Source organism: Streptomyces roseolus (assembly GCF_014649855.1).
Classification (GTDB): domain Bacteria; phylum Actinomycetota; class Actinomycetes; order Streptomycetales; family Streptomycetaceae; genus Streptomyces; species Streptomyces roseolus.
Map to the genome: position 1 here is coordinate 1 of NZ_BMTV01000021.1, position 26,213 is coordinate 26,213.

The 26,213-nt window shown below is 72.3% G+C and carries 26 protein-coding genes and 1 pseudogene; 7 read left to right on the plus strand and 20 right to left on the minus strand.

The window, feature by feature from the left end; genetic code table 11:
- Positions 1-83: 83 nt before the first annotated feature.
- The 5 genes from IE245_RS23625 to IE245_RS23645 all read right to left on the minus strand — a co-directional run bounded on the left by IE245_RS23625 (position 84) and on the right by IE245_RS23645 (position 4,272).
- A complete protein-coding gene (locus IE245_RS23625; RefSeq protein WP_189950859.1) occupies positions 84-605 on the minus strand; it encodes a DUF6584 family protein in 522 nt (173 codons plus the stop codon).
- 68 nt (positions 606-673) lie between these two features.
- Positions 674-1,342 (minus strand): response regulator, encoded by a 669-nt coding sequence (locus IE245_RS23630; RefSeq protein WP_189950861.1) that lies wholly within the window; start codon positions 1,340-1,342, stop codon positions 674-676.
- On the minus strand, positions 1,339-2,568 hold the full coding sequence (locus IE245_RS23635) for a sensor histidine kinase (protein WP_189950863.1): 1,230 nt from the start codon (positions 2,566-2,568) through the stop codon (positions 1,339-1,341). The genes IE245_RS23630 and IE245_RS23635 overlap by 4 nt, the downstream gene beginning before the upstream one ends.
- 19 nt (positions 2,569-2,587) lie before the next feature.
- A complete protein-coding gene (locus IE245_RS23640; RefSeq protein ID WP_189950865.1) occupies positions 2,588-3,370 on the minus strand; it encodes an ABC transporter permease in 783 nt (260 codons plus the stop codon).
- Positions 3,367-4,272 carry an ABC transporter ATP-binding protein gene (locus IE245_RS23645; RefSeq protein ID WP_189950866.1) on the minus strand — a complete coding sequence of 302 codons (906 nt, stop codon included), beginning with the start codon at positions 4,270-4,272 and terminating at the stop codon, positions 3,367-3,369. Before IE245_RS23645 ends, IE245_RS23640 begins: the two co-directional genes overlap by 4 nt.
- A 145-nt stretch (positions 4,273-4,417) precedes the next feature.
- Between IE245_RS23645 and IE245_RS23650 the strand changes: the two are divergent.
- A pseudogene (locus tag IE245_RS23650) lies at positions 4,418-4,849 on the plus strand (GNAT family N-acetyltransferase); the annotation flags it as partial.
- 164 nt (positions 4,850-5,013) lie between these two features.
- On the opposite strand, the gene IE245_RS23655 reads toward IE245_RS23650, so the two are convergent.
- The 6 genes from IE245_RS23655 to IE245_RS23680 are packed head-to-tail and all read right to left on the minus strand — an operon-like array spanning position 5,014 to position 11,989.
- On the minus strand, positions 5,014-6,498 hold the full coding sequence (locus IE245_RS23655) for a type VI secretion protein (protein ID WP_189950868.1): 1,485 nt from the start codon (positions 6,496-6,498) through the stop codon (positions 5,014-5,016).
- Between the two features lies 1 nt (position 6,499).
- A complete protein-coding gene (locus IE245_RS23660) occupies positions 6,500-7,897 on the minus strand; it encodes an ATP-binding protein (RefSeq protein ID WP_189950870.1) in 1,398 nt (465 codons plus the stop codon).
- Positions 7,898-7,917: 20 nt separating this feature from the next.
- Positions 7,918-9,471, minus strand: coding sequence for an SCO6880 family protein (locus IE245_RS23665; RefSeq protein WP_189950872.1), 1,554 nt, complete (start codon positions 9,469-9,471; stop codon positions 7,918-7,920).
- On the minus strand, positions 9,468-10,820 hold the full coding sequence (locus tag IE245_RS23670) for a hypothetical protein (protein WP_189950873.1): 1,353 nt from the start codon (positions 10,818-10,820) through the stop codon (positions 9,468-9,470). Before IE245_RS23670 ends, IE245_RS23665 begins: the two co-directional genes overlap by 4 nt.
- Complete coding sequence (locus IE245_RS23675; protein WP_189950875.1) at positions 10,810-11,628, minus strand: hypothetical protein; 819 nt, start codon at positions 11,626-11,628, stop codon at positions 10,810-10,812. Before IE245_RS23675 ends, IE245_RS23670 begins: the two co-directional genes overlap by 11 nt.
- Positions 11,629-11,680: 52 nt before the next feature.
- Complete coding sequence (locus IE245_RS23680; RefSeq protein WP_189951126.1) at positions 11,681-11,989, minus strand: DUF8827 family protein; 309 nt, start codon at positions 11,987-11,989, stop codon at positions 11,681-11,683.
- Between the two features lie 339 nt (positions 11,990-12,328).
- Here IE245_RS23680 and IE245_RS23685 point away from each other — a divergent pair, with 339 nt between their 5' ends.
- The gene (locus IE245_RS23685; RefSeq protein WP_189950877.1) at positions 12,329-13,369 is read left to right on the plus strand and encodes a C40 family peptidase; all 1,041 of its coding nucleotides are present in this window, start codon (positions 12,329-12,331) and stop codon (positions 13,367-13,369) included.
- A 164-nt stretch (positions 13,370-13,533) separates the two neighbouring features.
- A complete protein-coding gene (locus IE245_RS23690) occupies positions 13,534-14,265 on the plus strand; it encodes a phosphatase PAP2 family protein (protein WP_189950879.1) in 732 nt (243 codons plus the stop codon).
- Here IE245_RS23690 and IE245_RS23695 read toward each other — a convergent pair.
- Complete coding sequence (locus IE245_RS23695) at positions 14,262-14,441, minus strand: hypothetical protein (protein WP_189951156.1); 180 nt, start codon at positions 14,439-14,441, stop codon at positions 14,262-14,264. The genes IE245_RS23690 and IE245_RS23695 overlap by 4 nt on opposite strands.
- An 83-nt stretch (positions 14,442-14,524) precedes the next feature.
- On the opposite strand from IE245_RS23695, the gene IE245_RS23700 reads away from it, so the two are divergent.
- Both IE245_RS23700 and IE245_RS23705 read left to right on the plus strand, forming a co-directional pair.
- On the plus strand, positions 14,525-15,349 hold the full coding sequence (locus IE245_RS23700; protein ID WP_189950881.1) for an SCO4651 family lipoprotein: 825 nt from the start codon (positions 14,525-14,527) through the stop codon (positions 15,347-15,349).
- A gap of 102 nt (positions 15,350-15,451) precedes the next feature.
- Entirely contained in the window at positions 15,452-15,622 is a 171-nt protein-coding gene (locus IE245_RS23705; protein WP_189951157.1) for a hypothetical protein, read from the plus strand.
- A gap of 19 nt (positions 15,623-15,641) precedes the next feature.
- Here IE245_RS23705 and IE245_RS23710 read toward each other — a convergent pair whose 3' ends face one another.
- Entirely contained in the window at positions 15,642-15,995 is a 354-nt protein-coding gene (locus IE245_RS23710) for a metal-sensitive transcriptional regulator (protein ID WP_189950883.1), read from the minus strand.
- A gap of 196 nt (positions 15,996-16,191) precedes the next feature.
- Between IE245_RS23710 and IE245_RS23715 the strand changes: the two genes are divergently transcribed.
- The gene (locus IE245_RS23715) at positions 16,192-16,812 is read left to right on the plus strand and encodes a DUF47 domain-containing protein (protein ID WP_189950884.1); all 621 of its coding nucleotides are present in this window, start codon (positions 16,192-16,194) and stop codon (positions 16,810-16,812) included.
- A gap of 6 nt (positions 16,813-16,818) precedes the next feature.
- Positions 16,819-17,817: an inorganic phosphate transporter gene (locus IE245_RS23720; RefSeq protein WP_189950886.1), complete on the plus strand. Its 999-nt coding sequence runs from the start codon at positions 16,819-16,821 to the stop codon at positions 17,815-17,817.
- Positions 17,818-17,990: 173 nt separating this feature from the next.
- Here IE245_RS23720 and pstB read toward each other — a convergent pair whose 3' ends face one another.
- From pstB to IE245_RS23755, 7 genes are all read right to left on the minus strand, one after another.
- On the minus strand, positions 17,991-18,767 hold the full coding sequence (gene pstB, locus IE245_RS23725) for a phosphate ABC transporter ATP-binding protein PstB (RefSeq protein ID WP_189950888.1): 777 nt from the start codon (positions 18,765-18,767) through the stop codon (positions 17,991-17,993).
- Between the two features lie 22 nt (positions 18,768-18,789).
- Positions 18,790-19,863, minus strand: a complete 1,074-nt coding sequence (pstA, locus tag IE245_RS23730) for a phosphate ABC transporter permease PstA (RefSeq protein WP_189950889.1) — start codon at positions 19,861-19,863, stop codon at positions 18,790-18,792.
- Positions 19,860-20,843 carry a phosphate ABC transporter permease subunit PstC gene (gene pstC / locus IE245_RS23735; protein ID WP_189950892.1) on the minus strand — a complete coding sequence of 328 codons (984 nt, stop codon included), beginning with the start codon at positions 20,841-20,843 and terminating at the stop codon, positions 19,860-19,862. The genes pstA and pstC overlap by 4 nt, the downstream gene beginning before the upstream one ends.
- A gap of 110 nt (positions 20,844-20,953) precedes the next feature.
- Positions 20,954-22,093, minus strand: a complete 1,140-nt coding sequence (gene pstS / locus IE245_RS23740) for a phosphate ABC transporter substrate-binding protein PstS (protein ID WP_189950894.1) — start codon at positions 22,091-22,093, stop codon at positions 20,954-20,956.
- A 266-nt stretch (positions 22,094-22,359) separates the two neighbouring features.
- Positions 22,360-22,779 carry an NUDIX hydrolase gene (locus IE245_RS23745; protein WP_229851479.1) on the minus strand — a complete coding sequence of 140 codons (420 nt, stop codon included), beginning with the start codon at positions 22,777-22,779 and terminating at the stop codon, positions 22,360-22,362.
- Positions 22,780-22,946: 167 nt separating this feature from the next.
- Positions 22,947-23,945, minus strand: a complete 999-nt coding sequence (locus tag IE245_RS23750; protein ID WP_189950898.1) for a CHAD domain-containing protein — start codon at positions 23,943-23,945, stop codon at positions 22,947-22,949.
- Positions 23,932-26,172, minus strand: coding sequence for an RNA degradosome polyphosphate kinase (locus IE245_RS23755; protein WP_189950900.1), 2,241 nt, complete (start codon positions 26,170-26,172; stop codon positions 23,932-23,934). Before IE245_RS23755 ends, IE245_RS23750 begins: the two co-directional genes overlap by 14 nt.
- Positions 26,173-26,213: the final 41 nt, after the last annotated feature.

Below are 26,213 nucleotides of genomic sequence, written 5' to 3' on the forward strand. Positions count from 1 at the left end.
GAGAGTAGGACGCCGCCGAACAATTATTGTGGGAAAGCCCCGCACCCTTGTGGTGCGGGGCTTTTCCGCGTTCACGGTCGTGTTCAGCGGAAGAGGGCGACGAGGCCGTACACCCAGACCGCGGCGAACGCGAGGGCCGCCACCAGGCAACCGGTGCCCGCGAGCACGTCGCTGAGCGTCCACGGTGCCCCCTCGTACTTCTTCTCCAGGCCGTCCCGGTAGGAGGCGGGGTCGTGCCAGTCGACGGGGTGCCCCAGTTCCTCGGCGCAGGCGGCCCGCAGCGCGGCCAGCCGGCCCTCCGCGAAGGCGGTGGCGGCCAGCGCCTCGGGGCCGCGCCAGGCGAGGGCCTTCATCCGCCGCGCGGGAGACCCGTACCGCTCCTCGAAGGCGGCGGTCTCGTCGGCGTCGCGATCCTCTTCGAGGTACATCCAGCGTCCGGCCTCGGCGGCGTCCCCGTAGAGCCGGTACACCTCGGCCAGGCGCCGACGGAGCGTCAGGTCGTGCGGGAAGGACGAGACGAGGCCGCGCAGGCGCTGACGGGCCAGGGGAACCCGGCCGGCGGCCAGGTCGGCGTCGACTCGGACGAGGGTCTCTCCGATGGGCATGAACGCATGATCGAGTACCGCGGCGGCCACCGTCGACCGGATTGTCCGAGCGACGCCCGGGACAGGTCTCAGGCCGGCTTCACCAGGCCGGTGTCGTAGGCCAGGATGACCGCCTGGATGCGGTCCCGGGTGCCCGTCTTCGCGAGGACGCGGCCCACGTGGGTCTTCACCGTGGACTCGGCGAGGTGGAGGCGTTCCGCGATCTCCGTGTTGGTCCAGCCCTGGCCGATCACCGTGAGGATCTCGCGTTCGCGGTCCGTCAGGGAGGTCAGGCGCGGGTCCTCCGGGGCGGGGGCGGCGCGGGGCGTCGGGGGCAGGTGGTGGATGTAGGTGTCCAGGAGGCGGCGGGTGAGGCTGGGGGCGACGACCGCGTCGCCGGCGGCCACCGCGCGGACGCCCGCGAGGAGTTCCTCGGGCTGGGCGTCCTTCACCAGGAAGCCGCTCGCGCCGGCGCGGAGGCCGTCGTACGCGTACTCGTCCAGGTCGAAGGTGGTGATGATCAGGACGCGGGTGCGGGCGCCCGCGGCGATGATCCGGCGGGTGGCCTCGATGCCGTCCAGGCCCGGCATGCGGATGTCCATCAGGACCACGTCGGGATGGTGGGCGGCGACCTGGCGGACGGCCTCGGTGCCGTTCGCGGCCTCGCCGACGACCGTCATGTCGTCCTGGCTCTCCAGGAGCATGCGGAAGCCGAAGCGCTGCATCGGCTGGTCGTCGGCGATCAGAACCGTCGTCACGGGCGTTCGTCCTCCGGGGTGGTGGGGATGCGGAGCCGTACCCGCCAGCCGGCGCCGCCGGGCAGGGGGCCGCTGTCGAGTGTGCCGTCGTAGAGGGCCGCGCGCTCGCGCATTCCGGTGAGGCCCTGGCCCTGCCCCGGGGTGGCGGACGGGGTGCCCGTGTCGGTGACGGTGACCAGGAGCCCGTCCGCGGTGGTCCGGAGACGGACGGCGGCCGTGGCCCGCGGGCCCGCGTGCTTGAGGGTGTTCGTCAGGGATTCCTGGACGACGCGGTAGACCGTCAGCTGGGCGCCCGGGGGCAGGAGTGGGAGAGGAGCGGGGAGTTCCGACGTGACCGGCAGGCCCGCCTTGCGCACGCCCTCCAGGAGGGAGTCCAGGTCCTCCAGGGTGGGCTGGGGGGCGCGGGCGGCGGACGGGGTGCCGTCGTCGGGGGCGGACAGGACGCCCAGCAGGCGGCGGAGTTCGTCCAGGGCCTGGCGGCTCGTCGTGCCGATGGCGTCCAGGGCCTGGGCGGCCCGCTCGGGGCTCTTGGCCGCCGCGTACCGGCCACCGTCCGCGAGGCCCGTGATGACCGACAGGTTGTGGCCGATGATGTCGTGCATCTCCCGGGCGATCCTGGCCCGTTCGGCGGCGGCCGCGAGGCGCACCTCCTGGTCGCGCTCGACCTCCAGGCGGCGGGCCCGGTCGACGAGGCCCGCCGTGTGGTCGCGGCGGGAGCGGACCGTGATGCCGATCAGGGCCACGATCAGGTACCCCCACATGGCCGGGACGACGTGCAGGTCCCACGCGTCGCCGTCGAAGCGCAGCGCCCCCGTCAGGAGCGGAGCCACGAGCAGCGCGAAGGCCCACGGGAGGCGGCGCGGCGGGCGGGTCAGGGCGATGTGGAAGAGCGGGAGGGACTGGAGGAAGGCGGCCTGGAGGAAGGCGCCGGACGCCTCGCTCACGAAGGCCGCCGCCGTCATCACCGCGAGGACCGTCGTCGGCCGGCGCCGGCGGGCGTACAGGGGGAGGGAGAGGGCCAGGCTGAGGCCGACGACCAGGGCGGTGGGGAGGGACGGGTCGCGCGCGATGTTCCGCCAGCCGCCCGCCGCGTCCACCAGGGCGGCGAGCGTCCAGCCGAGCGTCAGCACCGCGTCCCAGAGCCAGGGGCGGGCCGCGTCCGCGGCCCGGACGCGGGTGATGAGTTGCTGCGTCCACCGGCTGGGCGCCGTCGTCTCCGTCGTCACCTCGTCATCATCCCCGCCGTCATCCCCGTACGTCCCGGTGTCGGAGCAGCAGGGCGGGGGCCGTGAGCGCGGCGGCGGCCCACAGGGTGAGCGCGAGCAGGGCGGCTCCCGCGGAAGGGGCGTCCGGGAGCGGGGTCGCGGAGCCGAGGACGCCGGCGGCCTGGGTGGGGAAGTGGCGCAGGGCGGTGTCGACGGCGTCGTACGGGAGCATCCCGATGACCTCCGGGAGGACCAGGACGCCGCCGATGAACGCGCCGAGCGCGCCGGGGACGGAGCGGAGAGCGGCGCCCAGGCCGAGGGCGAGGAGCGAGAGCAGGGTGAGGCCGGCCGCGTTGCCGGCGAGGGCTCCGAGGACGCCGTCGTCGGTCAGGGCGGCGGCCTGGTCGGTGTCGCCGAGGAAGACCTGGGCGGTGAGGAAGGTGGCCAGGTTGGTCAGCAGGGAGAGGGTCAGGACCGTGGTGCCGAGGACCGCGGCCTTGGCCCACAGGACGGGGAGGCGGGCGGGGACGGCGGTGAAGGTGGCGCGGGCCAGACCGGAGGAGTACTCGCCGGCGGTGACCAGGATGCCGAGGACGGCGAGGCAGACGCCGCCGAGCTGCGAGCCGTAGAGGGTGAGGACGACGGTGTCGACGTCCGAGTCGCCGCCGTCGGAGGTGTACGTGGTGCCCATCAGGACGCCGACGCCGAGGACGAGGAGGACCGCGGAGACGACCGTGATCCAGGTGGAGCGGAGCGTCCACAGCTTGTGCCATTCGGAGCGGAGCACGCGGGACGGGGTGATGTCGTAGGAGATCGTGGTCACGCGGGGGCTCCCTGGTACTCGACGGAGTCGTGGGTGAGGTCCATGAACGCCTGCTCCAGGGAGGCGGTCTCGGGGGTGAGGGCGTGGAGTTCGACGGCGTGGGCGGCGGCGACCCGGCCGATCGCGGGTGCGTCCAGGCCGGTGACGCGGAGGGTGCCGGGGCCTTCGTCGGAGGTGCGGGCGGGGGCCGGGAGGAGGGTGCGGAGGCGGTCGGCGTCGGGGGAGACGACGAGGACGGAGGCCGCGCCGGCGTCGCGTACGAGCTCGGCGACGGTGGTGTCGGCGAGCAGCCGGCCCTTGCCGATGACGACGAGCCGGTCGGCGGTCAGGGCCATCTCGCTCATCAGGTGCGAGGAGACGAGGACCGTGCGGCCCTCGGCGGCGAGGTCCCTGAGGAGGGTGCGGACCCAGCGGACGCCCTCCGGGTCGAGGCCGTTGACGGGTTCGTCGAGGACGACGGCGGCCGGGTCGCCGAGGAGGGCGGCGGCGATGCCGAGGCGCTGGCCCATGCCGAGCGAGAAGCCCTTCACGCGGCGGCCGGCGACCTCGGTGAGGCCGGTGACGCCGAGGACGTGCTCGACGCGGGAGCGCGGGATGCCGTGGGTGTGGGCGAGGGCCATGAGGTGGTGGAAGGCGATGCGGCCGGGGTGGAAGGAGCGGGCGTCGAGGAGGGCGCCGACGCGGGTGAGCGGTGCCGGGTGGCCGGCGTACGCGCGGCCGTCGACGGTCGCGGTGCCGCGGGTCGGGGCGTCGAGGCCGAGGATCATGCGCAGGGTGGTGGACTTCCCGGCGCCGTTGGGGCCGAGGAAGCCGGTGACGGTGCCGGGGCGGACGGTGAAGGAGAGGTCCCGGACGACGGTGCGGTCGCCGTACCGCTTGGTGAGTCGCTCTGCTCGGATCATGGCTTCGACGCTACGGAGCGGGCGGGGCGCGGGCGTCCGACCGTGGTCGGCAGCGGGCCGGGCGGTGTCGTACCGGGGTACCACGCACGGTCCTGAGCTGCGAATCTCCCTTGTGGGCCGGGGCGGTGGCGGGTGAGGATGCCGCATGAACCTCACGATCCGCACCGTCCTGGCCGACGAGTGGGAGAAGGCGCGCGAGCTGCGGCTCGCCGCGCTCCTCGACCCCGTCGCGCACCTGGCCTTCCTGGAGACCCACGAGGACGCCGTGGCGCGTCCGGACGACTTCTGGCAGGAGCGGACCTCCGCCGCCTCGGAGTCCGGCGAGGGGCGGGTGCGGCAGTTCGTCGCCGAGGCGCCGGACGGGCGCTGGCTGGGCACGGTGACGGCACTTGTGGAACGGCCGTCGGACGAGGTGCGGTTCGGGGAGCCGGCGAAGGTCGACCAGACGCATCTGGTGGGCGTCTACGTCCGGCCCGAGGCGCGCGGCGGCGGTGTGGTCGACGCGCTGTTCCGGGCGGCCGTGGAGTGGTCGTGGAGCGTGGCGGGGGTCCGGCGCGTGCGGCTGTACGTGCACGAGGAGAACGCCCGCGCCGCCGCCTTCTACCGCCGCTTCGGCTTCGCGCCGTCCGGTGAGAGGGTGCCGGTGCCGGGGGGGGCGGGGGCGCGGACGAGATCGAGTACGAGCTGCTGCCGCCGCCGGCGGCCCGGCACGGCGGGTACGTGCGGGAGCGGCCGTAGCCGTCAGGGGAGCGAGTGCTCGGGCCAGCGGGTGCGGGACTGTTCCGGGGAGCGCATCAGGGCGAGGGCGGGGAGGCCCTGCCGGGGGCCGTCGGCGACGAGGGCCGGGAGCTCCGGGAGCGGGGCGACGGCGGCGATGTCGTCGAGGACGAGGGTGAGTGGTGGGTCGAGCCGACCGTCGGATGACCGTGCGGCCATGCGGCGGCCGTGCTCGACCACGTGCGACGCGAGCGCGGTGAGGAGGGGCATCGCGCCCGGGTGGGTGCGCGGGTCCTCGATCGCTTCGCCCACCACGTAGAGGGTGCCCCCTTCGGCGAGGAAAGATGCCAGGGCCAGCGAATCCGTTCGATTCGGGGTGCAGGCCTCGCGGATGTGGACCGCGGAGAAGGCGGAGAAGGCACGGGCCGTCAGTTCCTGGGCCGTGCGCCGGGTGTCGGGGTGGGCGGTGAGGGCCGCTTCGAGGAGGCCGGCGAGGCCGGAGGCGGCCTTGGGGTGGCCGCGGAGGATGCGGACGGGCTCGTGGGCGTCGGTTCCCTGGGCCCAGCGGTGGACCTGGCGGAAGGGGCGGCCGTCGACGGCGGCGGCGTGCAGCCAGCAGCGCAGGAGCGTTTCGGCGGTGGTGACGGTGGCCGCGTCGAGCCGGGCGTGCGGGCGGACCGGCGCGAGGAGGGCGGCGGCGCGGGTCCGGGCGGTGTCCGGGTCGCCGCAGCCTTCGGCGGGGGACCAGTGGAGGCGGGCCGGGGTGTCGCAGAGGTGGCCGGGGTCGTAGACGAGGACCGGGCCGAGCTTGCCGCGGACGTCCTTGGTGTCGGACCAGACGGTGGGGTCGGAGGTGACGACGAGGACGGGGCCCTCGGCGTCGTGGACCGCCTGGACGGCGAGGGGGCGGCGGGTGCCGGGCGGGCCGTAGACCATGCCGCCGGCGGGCCGGGACCGGTCCTGCGGTGCGGGTGCGGGCTCCGGTGCCGGAGCGGTCTTCTGCGGGGGTACGGGGGCGGGCGCGGGCCTCTCCCGTACGGGGGCGGGCGCGGGGTTCTCCCGTACGGGGGCGGGCGCTTCCTCCCGTACGGGGGACGGGGCCGGGTCCGGGGTGTGCGCCGGGGCGGGGCCACCGGCGTACGCGCCCGCCTTGCGGTGCGCGCGGACGGCGCGCCAGCGGGCGTAGGTGCCGAGCAGGAAGACGGCGAGGACGGCGAGGACCATCGCCTGGCCGATGACCAGGCCCCAGAAGAGGCCGTAGCCGGAGAGCTGGCCGGGCGGGGTGTCCGGCCAGGCGGCCGGGAGGTCGGTGGGGGCGGTCGCCAGGGCGCGGAGGGCCGGCGGGGTGCGGGTGAGCTCCACCCCGTCGGGCCAGGCGCCGTGTGCGAGGAGGCCGGAGAGGCCGGTCGCGGACCAGACGAGCAGGGAGAGGCCGAGGATCAGGGCGAACAGCCCGAGGAGGAGCCCGTCCGAGACGCCGCCGCCCTGCTTCTGCCGTGCCTCCGTCACGTCACGCCACCGTCGACCGCGGGCTGTCGTCCATCTGCCGCTCCCTCATCAGCGCGCGCTGCTCGGTCTCCCACTCCAGTTCCGGGTCGGCGGGTTCGGAGGACTCGGTCATGGCGCGGTCGGTGTAGACGAGCGGGCGTTCCCGTTCGGTGATGAGGTGCTTGACCACCTGCACGTTGCCGTTGACGTCCCAGACGGCGATGCCGGGGGTGAGGGTCGGGATGATCTCGACGGCCCAGCGGGGCAGGCCGAGGACACGGCCGGTGTTCCGGGCCTCGTCGGCCTTCTGGGCGTAGACGGTCCGGGTGGAGGCCATCTTGAGGATCGCCGCGGCCTCCTTGGCGGCCGCTCCGTCGACGACGTCGGAGAGGTGGTGGACGACGGCGACGAAGGAGAGGCCGAGGCGGCGGCCGAACTTGAGCAGGCGCTGGAACAGCTGGGCCACGAAGGGGCTGTTGATGATGTGCCAGGCCTCCTCGACGAGGAAGATGCGCTTCTTCCGGTCGGGGCGGATCCAGGTGTGCTCCAGCCACACGCCGACGATCGCCATGAGGATGGGCATGGCGATGGAGTTGCGGTCGATGTGGGAGAGGTCGAAGACGATCAGGGGCGCGTCGAGGTCGATGCCGACGGTGGTCGGGCCGTCGAACATGCCGCGCAGGTCGCCGTCGACGAGCCGGTCGAGGACGAGGGCCACGTCGAGGCCCCAGGCCCGTACGTCGTCTATGTCGACGTTCATGGCCTCCGCCGACTCGGCCTCGGGGTGGCGGAGCCGCTCGACGATGTCGGTGAGGATCGGCTGGCGGTCGGCGATGTGCTCGTTGACGTGGGCGTGGGCGACCTTGAGGGCGAAGCCGGAGCGCTCGTCGAGGCCGTGGCCCATCGCCACCTCGATGATGGTGCGCAGCAGGGCGAGCTGGCCGGTGGTGGTGATGGCGGGGTCGAGCGGGTTGAGGCGGATCCCGGAGTCGTTGGCGACCATGGGGTCCAGGCGGATGGGGGTTATCCCCAGCTCCTGGGCGATGAGGTTCCACTCGCCGACGCCGTCCTCGCCCTGGGCGTCGAGGACGACGACCTGCCGGTCGCGGAAGCGGAGCTGGCGGAGCACGTACGTCTTCTCCAGGGCCGACTTGCCGTTGCCGGATTCGCCGAGGACGAGCCAGTGGGGGGCGGGGAGCTGCTGTCCGTACAGCTGGAAGGGGTCGTAGACGTAGCCCTTGCCGCTGTAGACCTCGCGGCCGATGATCACGCCGGAGTCGCCGAGGCCGGGGGCGGCGGTCGGCAGGTAGACGGCCTGGGCCTGCCCGGTGGAGGTGCGCACGGGCGGGCGGGTGGTCTCCACCTTCCCGAGGACGAAGGAGGTGAAGGCTTCGGTGAGGACGGACAGCGGATCTCGCATCGGTCGGTGCCCCTTCGGCCTTAGCGGCGGATGCCGGTCGCGAACGGCAGGGTGTTCACAAAGGCCCGGTGATGCTCGCGGTCGCACCACTCCAGCTTCAGGTAGGACTTGCCGGCGGAGGCCCTGATCGTGCGCTTGTCGCGGGCCAGGGCCTCGGGCGAGCGCGCCGATACGGTGATGTACCCGACGAGGTTGACGCCTGCCGCGCCGCTGGCGAGATCTTCACCCCGCTGGTCGAGCCGGCCGTGGGCGGCGATGTCGCGGGGGTCGATCGTGCGGTTCATCTTGGCCTGACGGGAGGCCTCGGCCTCGTCGTTGGTCTTCTCGGTGAGCATGCGCTCGATGGCGACCTCGGTGGGCTCCAGGTCCATGGTGACGGCGACGGTGCGGATGACGTCGGGGGTGTGGACGAGGAGCGGGGCGAGGAAGTTCACGCCGACCGGGGTCATCGGCCACTCCTTGACCCAGGCGGTGGCGTGGCACCAGGGGGCGCGGGTGGAGGACTCGCGGGTCTTGGCCTGGAGGTAGGTGGCCTCCATGGCGTCGAGTTCGGCCGGCCAAGCGTTTCGTTTCGTCATGGCCTGGATGTGGTCGATCGGGTGGTCCGGGTCGTACATGGAGTGGACCAGGGAGGCGAGCCGGGACTGGCCGAGGGGCTGGCGGACCCGGATGTCGGCCTCGGTGAGGCGGGCGCAGATGTCGGTGAGCTCGCGGGCCATGACGACGGCGAGGCCGCCGTCGCGGTCGAGGCGGCGGGCGCCGGTGGCCTGCCGGGTGGCGTGGGCCATGGCGTTGGCCTCGGCGGCGAGGTCGCGCGTGTAGTGCATGCAGGCGACGAGGTAGGCGCGGTGCTGCTCGCTGGAGGTGGAGACCATGGACTGGAGCTGGTCGTACGACTCCTGGAGCCAGCCGGGCGCGGTCGGGTCGCCGCGCTGGGCGACGTCCTTGGCGTGGGCGTCGGGGTCGGCGGGGAGGGTGCGGGCCAGCATCTGGAGGCGGGTGACGAAGCCGTCGCCGTTGGCGACGTGCTTGAGGAGGGTGCCGAAGCGGTCGACCAGGGCCTCCTGGTCCTCGGAGTCGCGCAGGCCGACGCCGGGGCCCTCGATCTCGATGGCGGCGGTGACGGTGCGGCGGTCCGCGTGCAGGAGGACGGCGATCTCGTCGGGGCCGAAGGGGGCGGAGAGCCAGCTGACGCGGCCGATGCCCGGGGGCGGGCCGACCTCGACCTCGCGGCCGTCGAGGCGGGTGCCGGCCTCGACGGCGGTGGAGCGGTAGGCGGTGCCGCGCTTGAGCATCCGCTTGTAGCTGCGGTTGATCTCGAACCACTTGTAGAACGTGCGCTGCTTGTACGGCAGGTACACGGCGGCGATGGCGAGGATGGGCAGGCCGGCGAGGAGCGCGATCCGCAGGGGGAGGAGGGGGACGAGGAGTCCGCTCATCATGCCGAGGAAGGCGCCGACGACGATCAGGGCGATCTCGCCGGTCTCGCGGTTCTTGCCGACGATCGCGTTCGGCCGGGCGCGGCCGATGAGATACGTGCGGCGGGGCGTGACCGGCTGGGACTGGGTCGTCAACGCCCTGCACCTCCTGCTCCTGGGTTCTTGCTGTTGCTGCGGCTGCTGTGCGGGGTGCCCGAGGTGGGGCTGCTGCTCCGGGGCGGGGGCGTGGAGCCGCTGCCCTGGGAGGGGCGGCTGCTGTGGGCGGCGACGCCGCCGGAGAGCGGGTTCGCGGGGCGGGGGGTGGCGGAGGAGGAGGCCTGGCCGCCGCCGGAGCCGCCGTCGCGGGTGCTGTGGGTCTTGATGCCCTGGGAGACGAGGGAGGCGGGGGAGGAGATGACGGCGGCGGCCGTGTTCTCGCCGGCGCGGTGGAGGCGGTTGTTGCGGGAGGCGACGATCTCGTCGCCGAAGCCGGGGACGAAGCGGTAGATCATCGCGGAGGCGAAGATGGCGAGCAGGATGATCGCGAGGCCGGAGACGACGGCGGAGAAGGAGTCGGGGCCGGTGCCGGAGGAGAGGGCGCCGGCGAGGCCGAGGACGATCACGATGATCGGCTTGACCAGGATGACGGCGATCATGATGCCGGCCCAGCGGCGGACGTGGCCCCACATGTTCTTGTCGACGAGGCCGGAGTAGACGACGACGCCGAGGAGGGCGCCGACGTAGAGGAGCACGGCGCGGAGGAAGAGCTCCAGGTAGAGGACGCCGGCGGCGAGGACGGTGACCAGGCTGACGATGATCAGCATGATCGGTCCGCCGCTGATGGAGTCGCCCTTCTGGAGGGCCTGTTTGAACGCGCCGAAGAACACGTCGGTCTGCTGGCCGGTGCCGGAGGCGATGACCTCGGTGATGGCGTCGGTGGCGTTGACGACGGTGTAGAGGATCAGCGGGGTGAAGGCGGAGGCGAGGACGGTCAGCCAGAGGAAGCCGACGGCCTCGGAGAGCGCGGTGGTGAGCGGCACGCCGCGCATGGCGCGCTTGGCGACGGCGAGCAGCCAGAGGAGGACGGTGAGGAAGGTGGCGGCGGCGAAGACGACGGCGTAGCGGGAGAGGAACTCGGCGTTCGTGAAGTCGACCTCGGCGGTCTCCTTCACGGCCTTCGAGAGGTAGTCGACGACGGCCACGGCGGCGTCGGCGCAGCCGCGGGCGAGGGAGCTGAGGGGGTCGAGGGCGGAGGCGGGGGCGTCGCCCGTGCCTCCGCCGGCGCCGCCGGTCCCGCCGTCGGTCTGGCCGCGCTCGCAGATCCGCCGCGCCTGGCCGAAGAGGAGGCTGCAGTCGTTGTCGGTGGGAGTGGGCGACGGGGTGGGCGCGGTGGGCGTCGGCGTGGGTGCCGCGTGGGCGTTCGAGGCGAGGAGGAGGGGGAGGGTGAGGAGCGTGGTGGTGAGCGTCGCCCTCACGCGTCCCGCCCGGCTGCTGCTAGCGGGCATAGGTGAACCCTCCGTACTGCTCGACGGCCTCGGCGATCTCCTCCGCGACGGAGGCGCGGCCGTCCCCGTTGACCGGTGTCGGACCCTCGTGTTCGTCGGTCGAGGTGAGGCGCCAGCCCTGCGCGGTCCAGCGGAGCTTCTGGGTGCTGGTGAACCAGGCGGAGGTGACCGGCTTGACGGAGCCCTCGCCCGCGAGGCCGGTGAGGTTGACGTACCAGACCTCGACGGTGGCCTTGTCCTCGGAGTACTCGGTGACCCTGGTGCCGATCGGTACGGCGCGGGCGACGAAGGTGAGGCCGCTGGGTGCGGTCCCGTTCGCTTCGAGGCCGGTGCTCGCCATGAGTTCGGGGGAGTACGAGGCGTCGAGGCGCTTCAGGAGGTCGTCGACGACCTCCGGGGCGTAGACGGCCCGCACGAGGGCTTCGCGGGGGCCCCGTTGGTACATGTCCGGGGAGCCCAGGGCCGCCGCGTAGTTGGCGGCGGCGGACTGGGCGCCCTGTTCGTCGTGGGCGTGGCCGGTGGGGACGGTGCCGTTGGTGTGGGGGACGGGGCGGGTTCCGGTGGGGGCGGTGGCGGACCTGCCGGGGGTGCCGGAGGAGGCGGGCGGGTCCGCCGGGTCGCCGCCGCGGTTGGCGAAGGCGATGGCGGCGACGAGCAGCACCACCACGCCCACGCCCATGAGCAGGGAGCGCGAGCCCCGGGCGGGCCGTCGGGGGCCGCCGTGGACGTCCCCGGTGTTGCCCTCGGGCAGGCGGGTACGGGTCTGGCCCGAGCCGCCGTAGCCGTCGTGCTCGTCGCCGGGACTCATGCCGGGTACGCCCCCTCGTTCGTTCGTCGGTGGGACCGCTGGTGACGTGCGGTCAGATCGCCATTCCGTAGACGATGGTGAAGAGCGTCCCCAGGGAGCCGATGATGAAGACGCCGGTGAGGCCGGCGACGATCAGGCCCTTGCCCTGTTCCGCGCTGAAGGTGTCGCGGAGCGCCGTCGCGCCGATGCGCTGCTTGGCCGCTCCCCAGATGGCGATGCCGAGGCAGAGCAGGATGGCCACGGCCATCACGACCTCGATCATGATCTTCGCTTCGGCGCCGAGGCCCCCGAAAGGGCCCCAGTTCGGGGCGATTCCACCGATGATGGTGGTGATGTCGCCCTTCTCGGCCGCCAGGTACATAGAACTCACCGCCCCTGTCGGGTCGTTGGTCACCCCTGCCGGACGGCATGGGTCATCGCCACTATCTTCGCTGATGAAACCGCTCGCGTGTGACGGCTTGGCGGCTCTCTTTACCCGATCCCCGCACACTTGACCGGTCTGACCGTCTTGACCTGCGGTGGTGCGGCCGGATTCCATGCAAAGACGCGTATGGTCACTCTGTGTATCACGGAGGGTGACTCCGGGCAATGATTGTCGTTGTTGCACTCTTGGGGCCGCGTCGGGCGGGCACCGTTTCCGGGCGGGGGATGCCCGCCTAGACTGGCGCCCCTGGGCGTACTGCCATGAGCCGAGGGGTGGTTGACGGTGCGTAGGGCGGGCAAGGCGTGGCTGCTGACCGGCGGGGCCTTCGGGCTCTGCGCCGGCTTCCTGGCCCTGCTGCTGGTCGGTACGTACGCGGCGGCGGCCGGCATCCTCGGCGGCGCGGGCACGGCGGCGACGGGCACGGTGGCGCTGGCCAAGGGTTCGGTGCCGGCGATGTACCAGGGGCTGGTGCAGAAGTGGGGCAACCTCTGCCCGGCCATCAACCCGGCGCTCCTCGCGGCGCAGCTGTACCAGGAGAGCGGCTGGAACCCGCGGGCGGTGTCGCCGGCGGACGCGCGGGGCATCGCGCAGTTCATCCCCGGCACGTGGGCGGCCTACGGCGTCGACGGGGACGGGGACGGGGACCGGGACATCTGGGACCCGAAGGACGCGATCCCGTCGGCCGCCTCGTACGACTGCGCGCTGGCGAAGGACGTGAAGAGCGTGCCGGGCGATCCGGCGAGCAACATGCTGGCGGCGTACAACGCCGGTCCCTACGCGGTCATCGAGAACGGCGGCGTCCCGCCGTACCGCGAGACGCAGAACTACGTGCGGATCATCCGCTCGCTGGAGAAGAGCTTCGCGCGGCCGAAGGGCCGGCTGGCCCCCTCGCAGCAGGCGGCCGGCGCCATCCACTACGCGCAGGGCAAGCTGGGCACCCCGTACCTCTGGGGCGGCACCGGCACGGCGGCGCAGGGCGGGCGCTTCGACTGCTCGGGCCTGACCCAGGCCGCGTACGACGCGGTGGGCATCAAGCTGCCGCGCGTCGCCAACGACCAGTACAACGCGGGACCGCACCCCAGCCGGGAGGAGCTGCTCCCCGGCGACCTCGTCTTCTTCTCCGACGACCTGACGAACTCTCGGGCGATCCGGCACGTCGGCATCTACGTGGGCGGCGGCTACATGATCGACGCGCCGCGCACCGGGGCGGTGATCCGCTTCGACCGCATCGACACGCCCGACTACTTCGGGGCCACCCGGGTCACCGAGGACGGCGCCGCCGCGCTGCCGACCCGTCCGCCCGGGCAGCAGGCGTGAACTGACGGTGCGCCCGTACGGGACCCTCCGTCAGGCGCGGGCCCTGAGCTGCGGGGGAGCATCACTCTTCGGTAACGTCATCATGATCCACCGGGTCCGGCGGAACGACTCCCTCAGCGGGTTCGTTCCCCCTCCGACGACACGAGAGCAAGGGGCCGCGGCAGATGGCTGAACTCGCATCGGACGGTTCCAGTCCCGATGTCGCGCTGCTGTACGACATCAACGGGCTGGCGAAGGCCGCTCCCCCGTGGTTCGACCGGGTCATGGAGTTCACCGGCGAGTACGGGATCATGCTCGCGATGGTCCTCGTGACGCTCTGGTGCTGGTGGAGCGTCCGCCGGCGCGGCGCGCTCGCCGACTCCGTCTCGGCCGTCGCCGGGATCGTCTGGGCGCCGCTCGCGGCCGGCGTCGCCCTCCTCGTCAACATCCCCATCCGCGGCTTCGTCGAGCGCCCCCGGCCCTTCGAGGACCACGACGGCCTGGAGGTCCTGGTCGAGGGGAAGACGGACTACTCCTTCGTCAGCGACCACGCCACGATGGCGATGGCGATCGCCGTCGCCCTCTTCGTCGCCCACCGCCGCTTCGGGCTCGTCGCCATCGGGCTCGCCCTCGCCGAGGCCTTCGCCCGCGTCTACATGGGCGTCCACTACCCCACCGACGTCCTCGGCGGCCTCGCCCTCGGCACCGCCGTCGCCCTGCTCCTCGCCCCGCTGACGCTCGCGCTGCTGACCCCGCTGACGTCCGCCGTCGCCCGCTCGCGCCGCGCCGGCCGGCTGGTCCGCTCCCGCCGCGCCGGGACGTCCCCGGCGGGCCGCCCGGAGGCCGTCGGCATCCCCGAACGCCACGTCGGAGGCCCGGCCGAGGACGGCCGGGGCGAGCGGGGCCTCGCCGCCTAGGCCGTCGGCGCGTCCGCGTCGGACGTCGCGCTCACGTGGTCGGTGGCGTCGGTGCGGGCGCGGTCCCGGGAGCGGCGGGCCGGGCCGCTCCAGCCGCAGGTACAGCGGGCGAGCGCGAAGGAACCGCGCTCCATGGTCGTCGTGTGATGCGGGCCGGTCGCCGACTGCTCGTGCACACCCCCACCGTACTGCGCGTGACGGCTCGCCCGTGCCGTCGTTATGCGCATCGGGAATCCAGGCTTTTGGGGGTCGACGGGCGATGGTGGTACGGCGGTACCGGCTTCCGCGAGGGGTCGGCGGCGGGGCGCTCGCCGTCACCGCCTCCCTGGTCGCCGCGGCGGCCACCGGCTGCGCCGCCCCCGAGGAGCCGCCGCCGCCGGATCCGGCCGGCGCCGTGCGGGGCGCCGCCGACGCCCTGGTCAGGGCCGGCAGCTCCAAGACGTCGACCGCGATGGAGATGGCCTCCGGCGGCACCCGGGTCACCATCCGCGGCGAGGGCGGCTACGACTTCCGCCGCCGCACCGGCCACCTCCGGGTGGTGCTCCCCACGGACGCGTCCGGCGCCAGCCCGCACCGGCCGATCACCGAGCTCCTCATCCCCGGCGCCCTCTACATGAAGAACCGCGGCGCGGGCGTCCCCGCTGACAAGTGGGTACGGGTCGACACCACCACCCTCGACGACGGCAACCTCGTCACCGGCGGGGCCACCGATCCCGGCGCGGCGGCCGAGCTGCTGCGGGGCGCGCGGGAGGTCACGTACGTGGGGGAGACGGAGCTGGCCGGGGTGAGGGTCCGGCACTACCGGGGGGTCGCCGACATCGCGGCGGCGGCGAGGGTCGCCGCGCCGCAGCTGCGGGGCGCGCTCACCGCGGCGGCGAAAGGGTTCTCCACCGACGCCGTGCCCTTCGACGCGTACCTCGACGGGGACGGCAGGCTGCGGAAGGTCCGCCACCGGTTCAGCTTCAGCAACCAGGGGCGGACGGTCGCCGTCTCCTCGACGACCCTGTTGTACGGCTTCGGGACGCGGGTCCTGGTGACGCTGCCGCACGGGCGCGACATCTACGCGGGGAAGGTCGAGGTCTGAGGGGTCCGGACCATCGGCAAATGGTCCGTCCGTGTCATGCGCGGGCCGTGGCCCGATCCGTACGCTGGGACACCGACTCCGTCCGGAAGAGGGTGAAGGCGCGTGGCTCCGCTCGGTACCGCAACCGCAACCGCGATCGCCGACCCCGACGGCGTCGCCCTCGCCGAGATAGAGCTGTGCGGCGACCTGATGATCGCCGCCTCGGCCGCGGACGGTGAACGGCTCAGCGCGGACCTGATCGACGAGGTGCTCCGGGTCGAACCGGCCGGCTGAGCGCGTCGCGGGCGCGGGCTCAGGTGCGGAGCATGCGGCCGATCGCCTTGGTGGCCTCCTCGACCTTGGCGTCGAGGTCTCCGCCGTGGGCGGCCGCGTCCGCCACGCAGTGCCGCAGGTGCTCCTCCAGGAGCTGGAGGGCGAAGGACTGCAGCGCCTTCGTGGAGGCCGAGACCTGGGTGAGTATGTCGATGCAGTAGACGTCCTCGTCGACCATCCGCTGCAGACCGCGGATCTGGCCCTCGATCCTCCGCAGCCGCTTGAGGTGCTCGTCCTTCTGCTTGTGGTAGCCGTGCACCCCGTGGGCGTGGTCGGCCGGCTCGACGGATTCGACGGTGTCGGGGGTGACCTGGTCCGCCTCGGTGGTCGTCATCGCGTCCTCCCGTTGTCCAGATAAGGGGGTGTATACCCCTCGTGGGTATATGGTACCGATCCCCGCCCTTTGGGGACGGGGGTCTCGTGCAGTTCACTGTGCCTGATGGGCGACACTGAGAGGACGCCGGTTAGCCGTGGCCGGATGATGCGCCTAGCATCAGCCTGACCGAAACCCAGCACCCCGAGGACCTCACGTGCGATTTCGTCTGACCCCCAGGGAGACGAGCTTCTACGACATGTTCGCCGCGTCCGCGGACAACATCGTCACGGGCTCGAAGCTCCTGATGGAACTGCTCGGAGCGGAGCCTTCCGCCCGGGCCGAGATCGCGGAGCGGATGCGGGCAGCGGAGCACGCCGGCGACGACGCCACCCATGCGATCTTCCACCAGCTGAACTCCTCGTTCATCACGCCGTTCGACCGTGAGGACATCTACTCCCTCGCCTCGTCCCTCGACGACATCATGGACTTCATGGAGGAGGCCGTCGACCTGGTCGTCCTCTACAACGTCGAGGAACTGCCCAAGGGCGTCGAGCAGCAGATCGAGGTCCTGGCCCGGGCGGCGGAGCTCACCGCCGAGGCGATGCCGAACCTGCGGACCATGGACAACCTCACGGAGTACTGGATCGAGGTCAACCGGCTGGAGAACCAGGCCGACCAGATCCACCGCAAGCTGCTCGCCCACCTCTTCAACGGCAAGTACGACGCCATCGAGGTGCTCAAGCTGAAGCAGATCGTGGACGTGCTGGAAGAGGCGGCCGACGCCTTCGAGCACGTGGCGAACACCGTGGAGACCATCGCGGTCAAGGAGTCCTGAGGCTTCGTGGACACCTTCGCCCTGATCGTGACCATCGGTGTCGCGCTCGGCTTCACGTATACGAACGGCTTCCACGACTCCGCCAACGCGATCGCCACCTCGGTGTCGACGCGGGCGCTGACCCCGCGCGCGGCGCTCGCGATGGCGGCGGTCATGAACCTCGCCGGTGCCTTCATGGGCAGCGGCGTCGCCAAGACGGTCAGTGAGGGCCTGATCGAGACGCCGCACGGCGACAAGGGGATGGGCATCCTCTTCGCCGCCCTCGTGGGCGCGATCATCTGGAATCTGATCACCTGGTACTTCGGCCTTCCGTCGTCCTCCTCGCACGCCCTGTTCGGCGGCATGGTGGGCGCGGCGCTGGCCGGCGGCACCGAGGTGATCTGGGGCGGCGTCCTCGACAAGGTCGTCATCCCGATGTTCATCTCGCCGGTCGTCGGCCTCGTCGCCGGTTACCTGGTCATGTGCGCGATCATGTGGATGTTCCGCCGGGCCAACCCGCACAAGGCCAAGCGCGGCTTCCGCATCGCGCAGACGGTGTCGGCGGCCGGCATGGCGCTCGGCCACGGCCTCCAGGACGCCCAGAAGACGATGGGCATCGTGGTGATGGCCCTGGTCATCGCCGATGTGCAGCAGGCCGGCGACGAGATCCCGATCTGGGTCAAGATCGCCTGCGCCGTGATGCTCTCGCTCGGTACGTACGCGGGCGGCTGGCGCATCATGCGGACCCTCGGCCGCAAGATCATCGAGCTGGACCCGCCGCAGGGCTTCGCGGCGGAGACCACCGGTGCGTCGATCATGTTCGGCTCGGCGTTCCTCTTCCACGCGCCGATCTCGACGACCCACGTCATCACCTCCGCGATCATGGGCGTGGGCGCGACGAAGCGGGTGAACGCGGTGCGCTGGGGCGTCGCGAAGAACATCATCCTGGGCTGGTTCATCACGATGCCGGCGGCGGCGCTCGTGGCCGCGCTCAGCTTCTACGTGGTGCAGCTCTTCTTCGGCTGACGGCCGCGGGAAAGTGGTCGGGCCCGGCTCCCCTGGGGGGAGCCGGGCCCTTCGTCGTGCGGTGGCACCGCCATGCAGCACCGCAGACGCGGTTGCCCGGCACCGTGCGCGAGGGGGGCCGGGGGCGACGTGGTCGACCCCGGCGGCCCGTGCACACGGGCGGGACGTCCTGGTTATCCGAAGCGGCCGGAGATGTAGTCCTCGGTCGCCTGGACGCTCGGGTTGGAGAAGATGCGCTCGGTGTCGTCCAGCTCGATGAGCTTGCCGGGCTGGCCGACCGCCGCCAGGTTGAAGAAGGCGGTGCGGTCCGAGACGCGGGCGGCCTGCTGCATGTTGTGCGTCACGATGACGATCGTGAAGCGCTCCTTCAGCTCGCCGATCAGGTCCTCGATCGCGAGGGTCGAGATCGGGTCGAGGGCCGAGCAGGGCTCGTCCATGAGCAGGACGTCCGGCTCGACCGCGATGGCGCGGGCGATGCACAGGCGCTGCTGCTGACCGCCGGAGAGGCCGGAGCCCGGCTTGTTGAGGCGGTCCTTGACCTCGTTCCACAGGTTCGCGCCCTTGAGGGAGCGCTCCACGACGTCGGCGAGCTCGGACTTCTTGTACGAGCCGTTCAGGCGCAGCCCCGCCGCCACGTTGTCGAAGATCGACATGGTGGGGAAGGGGTTGGGGCGCTGGAACACCATGCCGACGGTGCGGCGGACGGCGACGGGGTCGACGCCGGAGCCGTACAGGTTCTCGTCGTCCAGCATCACCTTGCCCTCGACGCGGCCGCCGGGGGTGACCTCGTGCATGCGGTTCAGGGTGCGCAGGAAGGTGGACTTGCCGCAGCCGGAGGGGCCGATGAAGGCCGTCACGGAGCGGGGCTCGACGGTCATGGAGATGTCGTCGATCGCCTTGTGGTTGCCGTAGTAGGCGGAGAGGCCGCTGACGTCGATTCGCTTGGCCATAACTAGTTCACTTCCGTTCGGCTCAGCGGCCGGTCTTCGGGGCCTTCCAGCGGGCGATGCCGCGGGCCACCAGGTTGAGGATCATGACGAAGGCGATCAGGACGAGCGCGGCGGCCCAGGCGCGGGCCACGGCGGCGTCGGTGCCGACCGCGTACTGCTCGTACACGTAGAGCGGCAGCGAGGACTGGGCGCCTTCGAAGGGGTTCGGGTTGATGAGCTTCGTACCGAACACGAGGAGCAGGACGGGGGCCGTCTCACCGGTGATGCGGGCGACCGCGAGCATGACGCCCGTGGTGATGCCGCCGATCGCGGTGGGGAGGACCACCTTCAGGATCGTGCGCCACTTGGGGACGCCGAGGGCGAGGGAGGCCTCGCGGAGCTCGTTCGGGACGAGCTTGAGCATCTCCTCGGTGGAGCGGACGACGACCGGCATCATCAGGATGGCGAGGGCCATCGCGCCGGCGAAGCCGGAGGGGCCGAAGCCCAGCATCAGGGTCCAGGTGGACAGGATGAAGAGACCGGCGACGATCGACGGGATGCCCGTCATGACGTCGACGAAGAAGGTGACCGCCTTGGCGAGCTTCCCGGTGCCGTACTCGACCAGGTAGACCGCGGTGAGCAGGCCGATCGGGGCGGCGATCAGGGTCGCGATGCCGACCTGCTCGATGGTGCCGAGGAGGGCGTGGTAGACGCCGCCGCCGGTCTCGGCGTCGAGGACGCCGTTCATCGAGTGGGTGAGGAAGTACCCGTCGAGGACTTCCATGCCCTTGCTGATCGTCACCCAGGCGAGGGAGAGCAGCGGGACGACGGCGAGGACGAAGCAGACCCAGACGAGGCTGGTGGCGATGCGGTCCTTGGCCTGGCGGGAGCCCTCCACCTTGGTGGTGATCGCGTAGGTGGCGAGGACGAAGACCAGGGCGGCGATCAGGCCCCACTGGACCTTGCTGTGCCAGCCGGCGGCGAGGCCGATGCCGATGCCCGCGGCGACGGAGCCGACGGCGATGGCGGCCGGGGTCCAGCGCGGGAGGCGGGCGTGGGAGAGGGGGCCGCGGGACTTGGCGAACGCGACCGGGCGTTCCTGGACGGCGTGGCTCATGCGTTGGCCCCCGAGTACTCCTTGCGGCGGGCGATGATCCACCGGGCCGCGCCGTTGACCAGCAGGGTGATGACGAAGAGGACGAGGCCGGAGGCGATCAGGGCGTCGCGGCCGAACTCGTCGGCCTCGTTGAACTTCGCGGCGATGTTCTGGGCGAAGGTGCCGCCGCCCGGGTCGAGCAGGTGGCCCGAGAGGACGAAGCTCGGGGAGAGGACGACCGCTACGGCCATGGTCTCACCGAGTGCGCGGCCGAGGCCCAGCATGGAGGCGGAGATGATGCCGGAGCGGCCGAAGGGCAGCACCGCCATGCGGATGACCTCCCAGCGCGTGGCGCCGAGGGCGAGCGCGGCCTCCTCGTGCATCTTCGGGGCCTGGAGGAAGACCTCGCGGGTCACGTTGGTGATGATCGGGAGGATCATGATCGCCAGCAGGATGCCCACGGTGAAGAGGTTGCGGGCGACGCCGTCGGCGGACTTGTCGAAGATGTACGTCCAGCCGAGGTACTGGTCGAGCCACTGGTTCAGGCCGTCCAGGTACGGGACGAGGAAGATCGCGCCCCAGAGGCCGTAGATGATGCTGGGCACGGCGGCGAGCAGGTCGACCACGTACGCGAGCGGCTTGGCCAGCTTGCGCGGGGCGTAGTGGGAGATGAAGAGCGCGATGCCGATCGCGACCGGCACGGCGATGACCATGGCGATGACCGAGGAGACGATCGTGCCGAAGGCCAGGACGGCGATGCCGAAGACCGGCGGGTTGCCGGCCGGGTTCCACTCGAAGGTGGTGAAGAAGTTGGCCTCGTCCTTCGAGACGGCGAGGACGGTGCGGTAGGTCAGGAAGACCGCGATCGCGGCCATGATGACGAGCAGGGTGATGCCGGAGCCCTTGGAGAGGCCGCTGAAGATGCGGTCCCCGGGGCGGGCCGCGCTCTTGGCGCGCCTGCTCCTGTTCTTCTCTATGGCGGGTGGTGTCGTGGTAACCATCGGTTTCTCCGGTCTGCGGAGCCGTACGTGCGTACGGACTCCTGGCGGCGGTGCACCGGATGCCGGGGGCGGCCCTCCACGGGAGGTGAGGAGCCGCCCCCGGCCGGGGGTCAGGACAGGGTCGGGACGATCGCGCGGACCTTGGCCGCGATCTCGGCCGGCATGGGGGCGTAGTCGGCGTCGGCGAGGACCTTCTGGCCCTCCTCGCTGATGGCGTAGTTGAGGAACGCCTTCAGGGTCGGCAGGTTCTCCGCCTTGTTGCCCTTGTCGCAGGCGATCTCGTAGGTGACGAGGACCAGCGGGTAGGCGCCCTCGGCCTTGGTGGCGTAGTCGAGGGAGAGGGCCACGTCGTTGCCGGTGCCCTTGACCTTGGCGGCGGCGATGGCCTTGGAGGCGTTCTCCGTGGTGGCCGCGACCGGGGCGGAGGCGCCGGTGTTGATGCTGACCGTGGAGATCTTGTTGGCGGTCGCGTAGGAGAGCTCGAAGTAGCCGATGGAGCCCTCGGCGTCCTTGACGGCGGTCGCGACGCCGGAGGAGCCGTTGGCGGCCTGGCCGCCCTGGGCGGGCCACGACTTCGACTTCGGGTCGTGCTTCCAGTCGGCCGGGGCGGCGGTCGAGAGGTACTTGCCCAGGTTCTGGGTGGTGCCGGACTCGTCCGAGCGGTGGAAGGCCTGGATGGTGGAGTCAGGAAGCTTGGCGCCCGGGTTCAGCTTGGCGATCGCCGGGTCGTTCCACTTGGTGATCTTGTTGTCGAAGATCTTGGCGATCGTGGAGGCGTCCAGGACGAGGTTGTCGACGCCCTCCAGCTTGTAGCCGATGGCGACGGGGCCGCCGACCATGGGCAGGTTGATGCCGGTGCCGCCCTTGCAGATCTTCTTGGACTCGGCGACCTCTTCGTCCTTCAGGGCGGAGTCGGAGCCGGCGAAGGCGACCTGGCCCTGGTTGAACTTGGTGATGCCGCCGCCGGAGCCGATGCTCTGGTAGTTGACCTCGACACCCTCACAGGCGGCCTGGAAGTTCTTGACCCAGAGGTCCATGGCGTTCTTCTGCGCGCTGGAGCCCGCGGCGAGCAGCTGGCCCTTGGCGCCGTCGCACTTGATGTTCGACGCCGCGGCCGAGGTCTTCTCGCCGCCGCCCTTGGTGGGCTCGGTGTTGTCGTCGGAGCCACACGCCGACAGGACGAGCGCGCCGGAGACGACGAGGGCACCGATCGCGGAGGCGCGAAGCCCGTTCTTGCGCGAAAGCTTCACTTTCGGATGTTCCTTCCAGAAGCCGCCGTGCCCGGACCGGGTGTCCGTCGCTTCGAGGGCGGCGCGTGTCGGGTTTGTCGGGTGCATCGTCAGGCTCCGTGCACCGCGTAAGGCCGAAATTAGGCAGATCAGGTGAAGCGGTCAGCCGTGGAGAGTGAACGCGAGGTGAACCGTGCCGTAAGCCACGGTGCGGCCGGGCACGGGGTGCCGTCACGACGTGCCACACCGCGCCCGGCCCGTGCCGGTCCGGACGCGGAGGCCACGGGCTAGGAGGCGTCGTGCGGCTGTCCGCCCGGGGCGGCCGTCCCCGCGAGGAGGGCGTCGAGGAGTTCGCGGTCGCGCGGATGGGTCAGGCGGGTGCGGGCCGCGGCCGGCACCAGCCAGCACAGCCGGTCCACCTCCCGGCCGGGGACGAAGGCGCCGTCGAGGGCGCGGGCCGCCCAGTAGGCGACCTCCTTGGGGCGGCCCGCGACGACGTAGCGGACGGTGGGGAGGCCCCCGCCCAGCTCGCAGTGGTGCCCGGTCTCCTCCAGGACCTCGCGGAGGGCGCAGGCCTCGGCGGTCTCGCCGCGCTTGCGCTTCCCCTTCGGGTGGGACCAGTCGTCCCATTTCGGCCGGTGGACGAGCGCGACCTCGATGCCGTGCCCGGTCGGCGAGGGGCGCCACAGGACACACCCCGCCGCCAGGACCGGCTCCGGCTCGGGGCCCTGGGCGGGTGCCTGGCCCGGGACCGGATCCTGGTCCCGGCCCGAGACTGGATCCTGGCCCTGGGCCGGAGCCGGGCCAGGGGGCGACTCCTGGCCCTGGACCAGGACCGGCTCCGGGCCCTGGGCCGGTTCCGGTTCCGGGGCGGTCATGGGACGGGGACGGCGGCCGTGTGCCAGACGCGCTGGAAGGCGAAGCGGGCCGCCTCGACCTCGTGGCGCTGGTCGGCGTGGAGGACCCCGAGGGCGTACGCGGTGGCCGGCGCGATCCGGGGGGTGCGGGCCGCCGCCGACGCCGCCGCGGCCGCCTCGGCGGCGTCCCGGTGCCGGTCGAGGGCTCGGGCGGCCTCGTACAGCGGGGCGTCAGGCTCCGAGCCGAGGGCCGTCACCTCGGTGGCGTACCGGTGGAGGCGGAGCAGCAGCCGGGTGTGGTGCCAGGGCGCGTCCTGGTTCTCGCCCGCCAGGGCCAGCGCCTCCGCGTTGTACGGGTGGGCGGCCCGGCTCAGCGGCAGCGCGTCGACCGCGTCGAGGAGGCGCCGGCGGGCGACCGACGCGGAGGCGTCGAGCACCTCGGGGGCGGGGGCCGCGCCCGCCGGGCCGAGCGGCACCTCGGAGGCGAGCAGCGCGACGGCGTCGGCCAGCGCGTGGAAGCGGGAGGAGCCGAGGGCCTGGAGGGCCGCCGAGTGGGCGCGGGTCCTGGCCAGGGTGAGCTGCCGTTCCAGGAGGGCGCCGGCCCGGGCGGCGCCGACGGTGAGGCCGGCGCTCTCCGAGCCGCGGGCGGCCGGCACCGGCCCGGGGCCGCCGGCCAGCCGGTTCAGCGCGTCCATCAGCCGGACGAGCCGGGAGGTGCACGCCTGTTCCTGGGCGAGGGTGCCGGAGAGCCAGGCCAGCTCGGTCCTGAGCTGGTCGGCCCAGGCGGTGTCGAGCAGCGGCCGGAAGGTGTGCAGGCTGCCGCTGATGCGCCGGGCGGCGGCCCGCAGCGTACCGGCGGCCTCGTCCGCTCCGGAGGTGTCCGCGCCGCTCTCGCCGTGCTGCCGCAGGCCGCGGAGGAAGTCCGCGGCCCGGGCGTGCAGGTAGGGGGCCAGGACCTCGCCCGCGGTCAGGTCCCTCGTGGCCCGCGGGGACTGCGTGGGGTCAGGGTTGTGCACGCCGGCGCCTCCGCGCGTCGATGAGCATCTCCTGCACGTGCCGCAGCGGCTTGCCCTCGGGATCGGTCGCGTGGCGCGTCCAGTTCCCGTCCGGGCCGAGGTGCCAGGAGGAGGTGGTGTCGGACATCCCGGTCTCCAGGAGCCGGGTGAGGGCCGCCCGGTGGGCGGGGTCGGAGACCCGGACCAGCGCCTCGATGCGCCGGTCCAGGTTGCGGTGCATCATGTCGGCGCTGCCGAACCACACCTCCGGTTCGCCGCCGTTGCCGAAGGCGAAGATCCGGGAGTGCTCCAGGAAGCGGCCGAGGACGGAACGGACCCGGACGTTCTCCGAGAGGCCGGGGACGCCGGGGCGGATGGCGCATATGCCGCGGACCCAGATGTCGACCGGGACACCGGCCCGGGAGGCCCGGTAGCAGGCGTCGATGACGGCCTCGTCGACCATCGAGTTGACCTTGATCTTGACGTACGCCGGCCGGCCCGCCCGGTGGTGGGCGATCTCCTTGGTGATCCGGGAGACGAGCCCGTCGCGGAGCGACTTCGGGGCGGTCAGCAGGCGGCGGTAGGTCTCGCGGCGCGAGTATCCGGAGAGCCGGTTGAAGAGGTCGGAGAGGTCCGCGCCGACCTGCGGGTCGGCGGTGAGCAGGCCGAGGTCCTCGTAGAGCCGGGCCGTCTTGGGGTGGTAGTTGCCGGTGCCGACGTGCGAGTAGCGGCGCAGCAGGTCGCCCTCCTGACGGACCACCAGGGAGAGCTTGCAGTGGGTCTTGAGGCCGACGAGGCCGTAGACGACGTGGCAGCCGGCCTCCTCCAGCTTCCGTGCCCACTTGATGTTGGCCTGCTCGTCGAAGCGGGCCTTGATCTCGACGAGGACGAGGACCTGCTTGCCGGACTCGGCGGCGTCGATCAGGGCGTCGACTATCGGGGAGTCGCCGGAGGTCCGGTACAGCGTCTGCTTGATCGCGAGGACGTCCGGGTCGGCCGCCGCCTGCTCCAGGAAGGCCTGGACGGAGGTGGAGAAGGAGTCGTACGGGTGGTGGAGCAGGACGTCCCGCTCGCGCATCGCGGCGAAGACGTCGGGCGCGGACGCGGATTCCACCTCGGCGAGGTCCCGGTGGGTGCCGGCGACGAACTTCGGGTACTTGAGCTCGGGCCGGTCCTGCGAGGCGATCCCGAACAGGCCGGTGAGGTCGAGCGGGCCGGGCAGCGGGTAGACCTCGGCGTCGGAGACCTTCAGCTCGCGCACCAGCAGGTCGAGCACGTACGGGTCGATGGACTCCTCGACCTCCAGGCGGACCGGCGGGCCGAAGCGGCGCCGCATGAGCTCCTTCTCCAGGGCCTGGAGGAGGTTCTCCGCGTCGTCCTCCTCGACCTCCAGGTCCTCGTTCCTGGTCACCCGGAACATGTGGTGCGCCAGCACCTCCATGCCGGGGAACAGCTCCTCCAGGTGCGCCGCGATCACGTCCTCCAGGGGGACGTACCGCTGCGGGGAGGCCTCCAGGAACCGGGAGAGCAGCGGCGGCACCTTGACGCGCGCGAAATGGCGGTGACCGCTGACCGGATTGCGCACGACCACGGCCAGGTTGAGGCTGAGCCCGGAGATGTACGGGAAGGGGTGCGCCGGGTCCACGGCGAGCGGCGTGAGGACCGGGAAGATCTGCTGGCGGAAGAGCGTGAAGAGCCGTGCCTGCTCCTTCTCCGTGAGCTCGGGCCAGCGGATCAGGTGGATGCCCTCGTCGGCCAGGGCCGGGGCCACGTCCTGCTGGTAGCAGGCGGCGTGCCGGGCCATCAGCTCGCGCGAGCGGGTCCAGATGAGGTCGAGGACCTCGCGCGGCTGGAGGCCGGAGGCGGAGCGGGTGGCGACGCCGGTGGCGATGCGGCGCTTGAGGCCCGCGACCCGGACCATGAAGAACTCGTCGAGGTTCGAGGCGAAGATGGCGAGGAAGTTCGCCCGTTCGAGGAGGGGCGTCGTCGGGTCCTCGGCGAGTTCGAGGACCCGCTCGTTGAAGGCGAGCCAGCTGCGCTCACGGTCCAGGAAGCGGGCCTGCGGAAGCTCGGCGGAGGCGTCCTCGTCGGCCTCGTACGCGTCGATCTCGGAGTCGAGGTCGGGTTCGAGGTCGCTCACGGCTCCGCCCTCGACGGCGTGCGGGCGGTGCGCCGCCATGGAACCCAGGGGCGGCTGCGGGGACGCGGTGGCGGAGGTCTGGACCGGGACCTCGGGGTGCTGGCTCATGGCCCCATTCTTCCGCGCGAAGGGGTCCTCGGGCGCGTCGG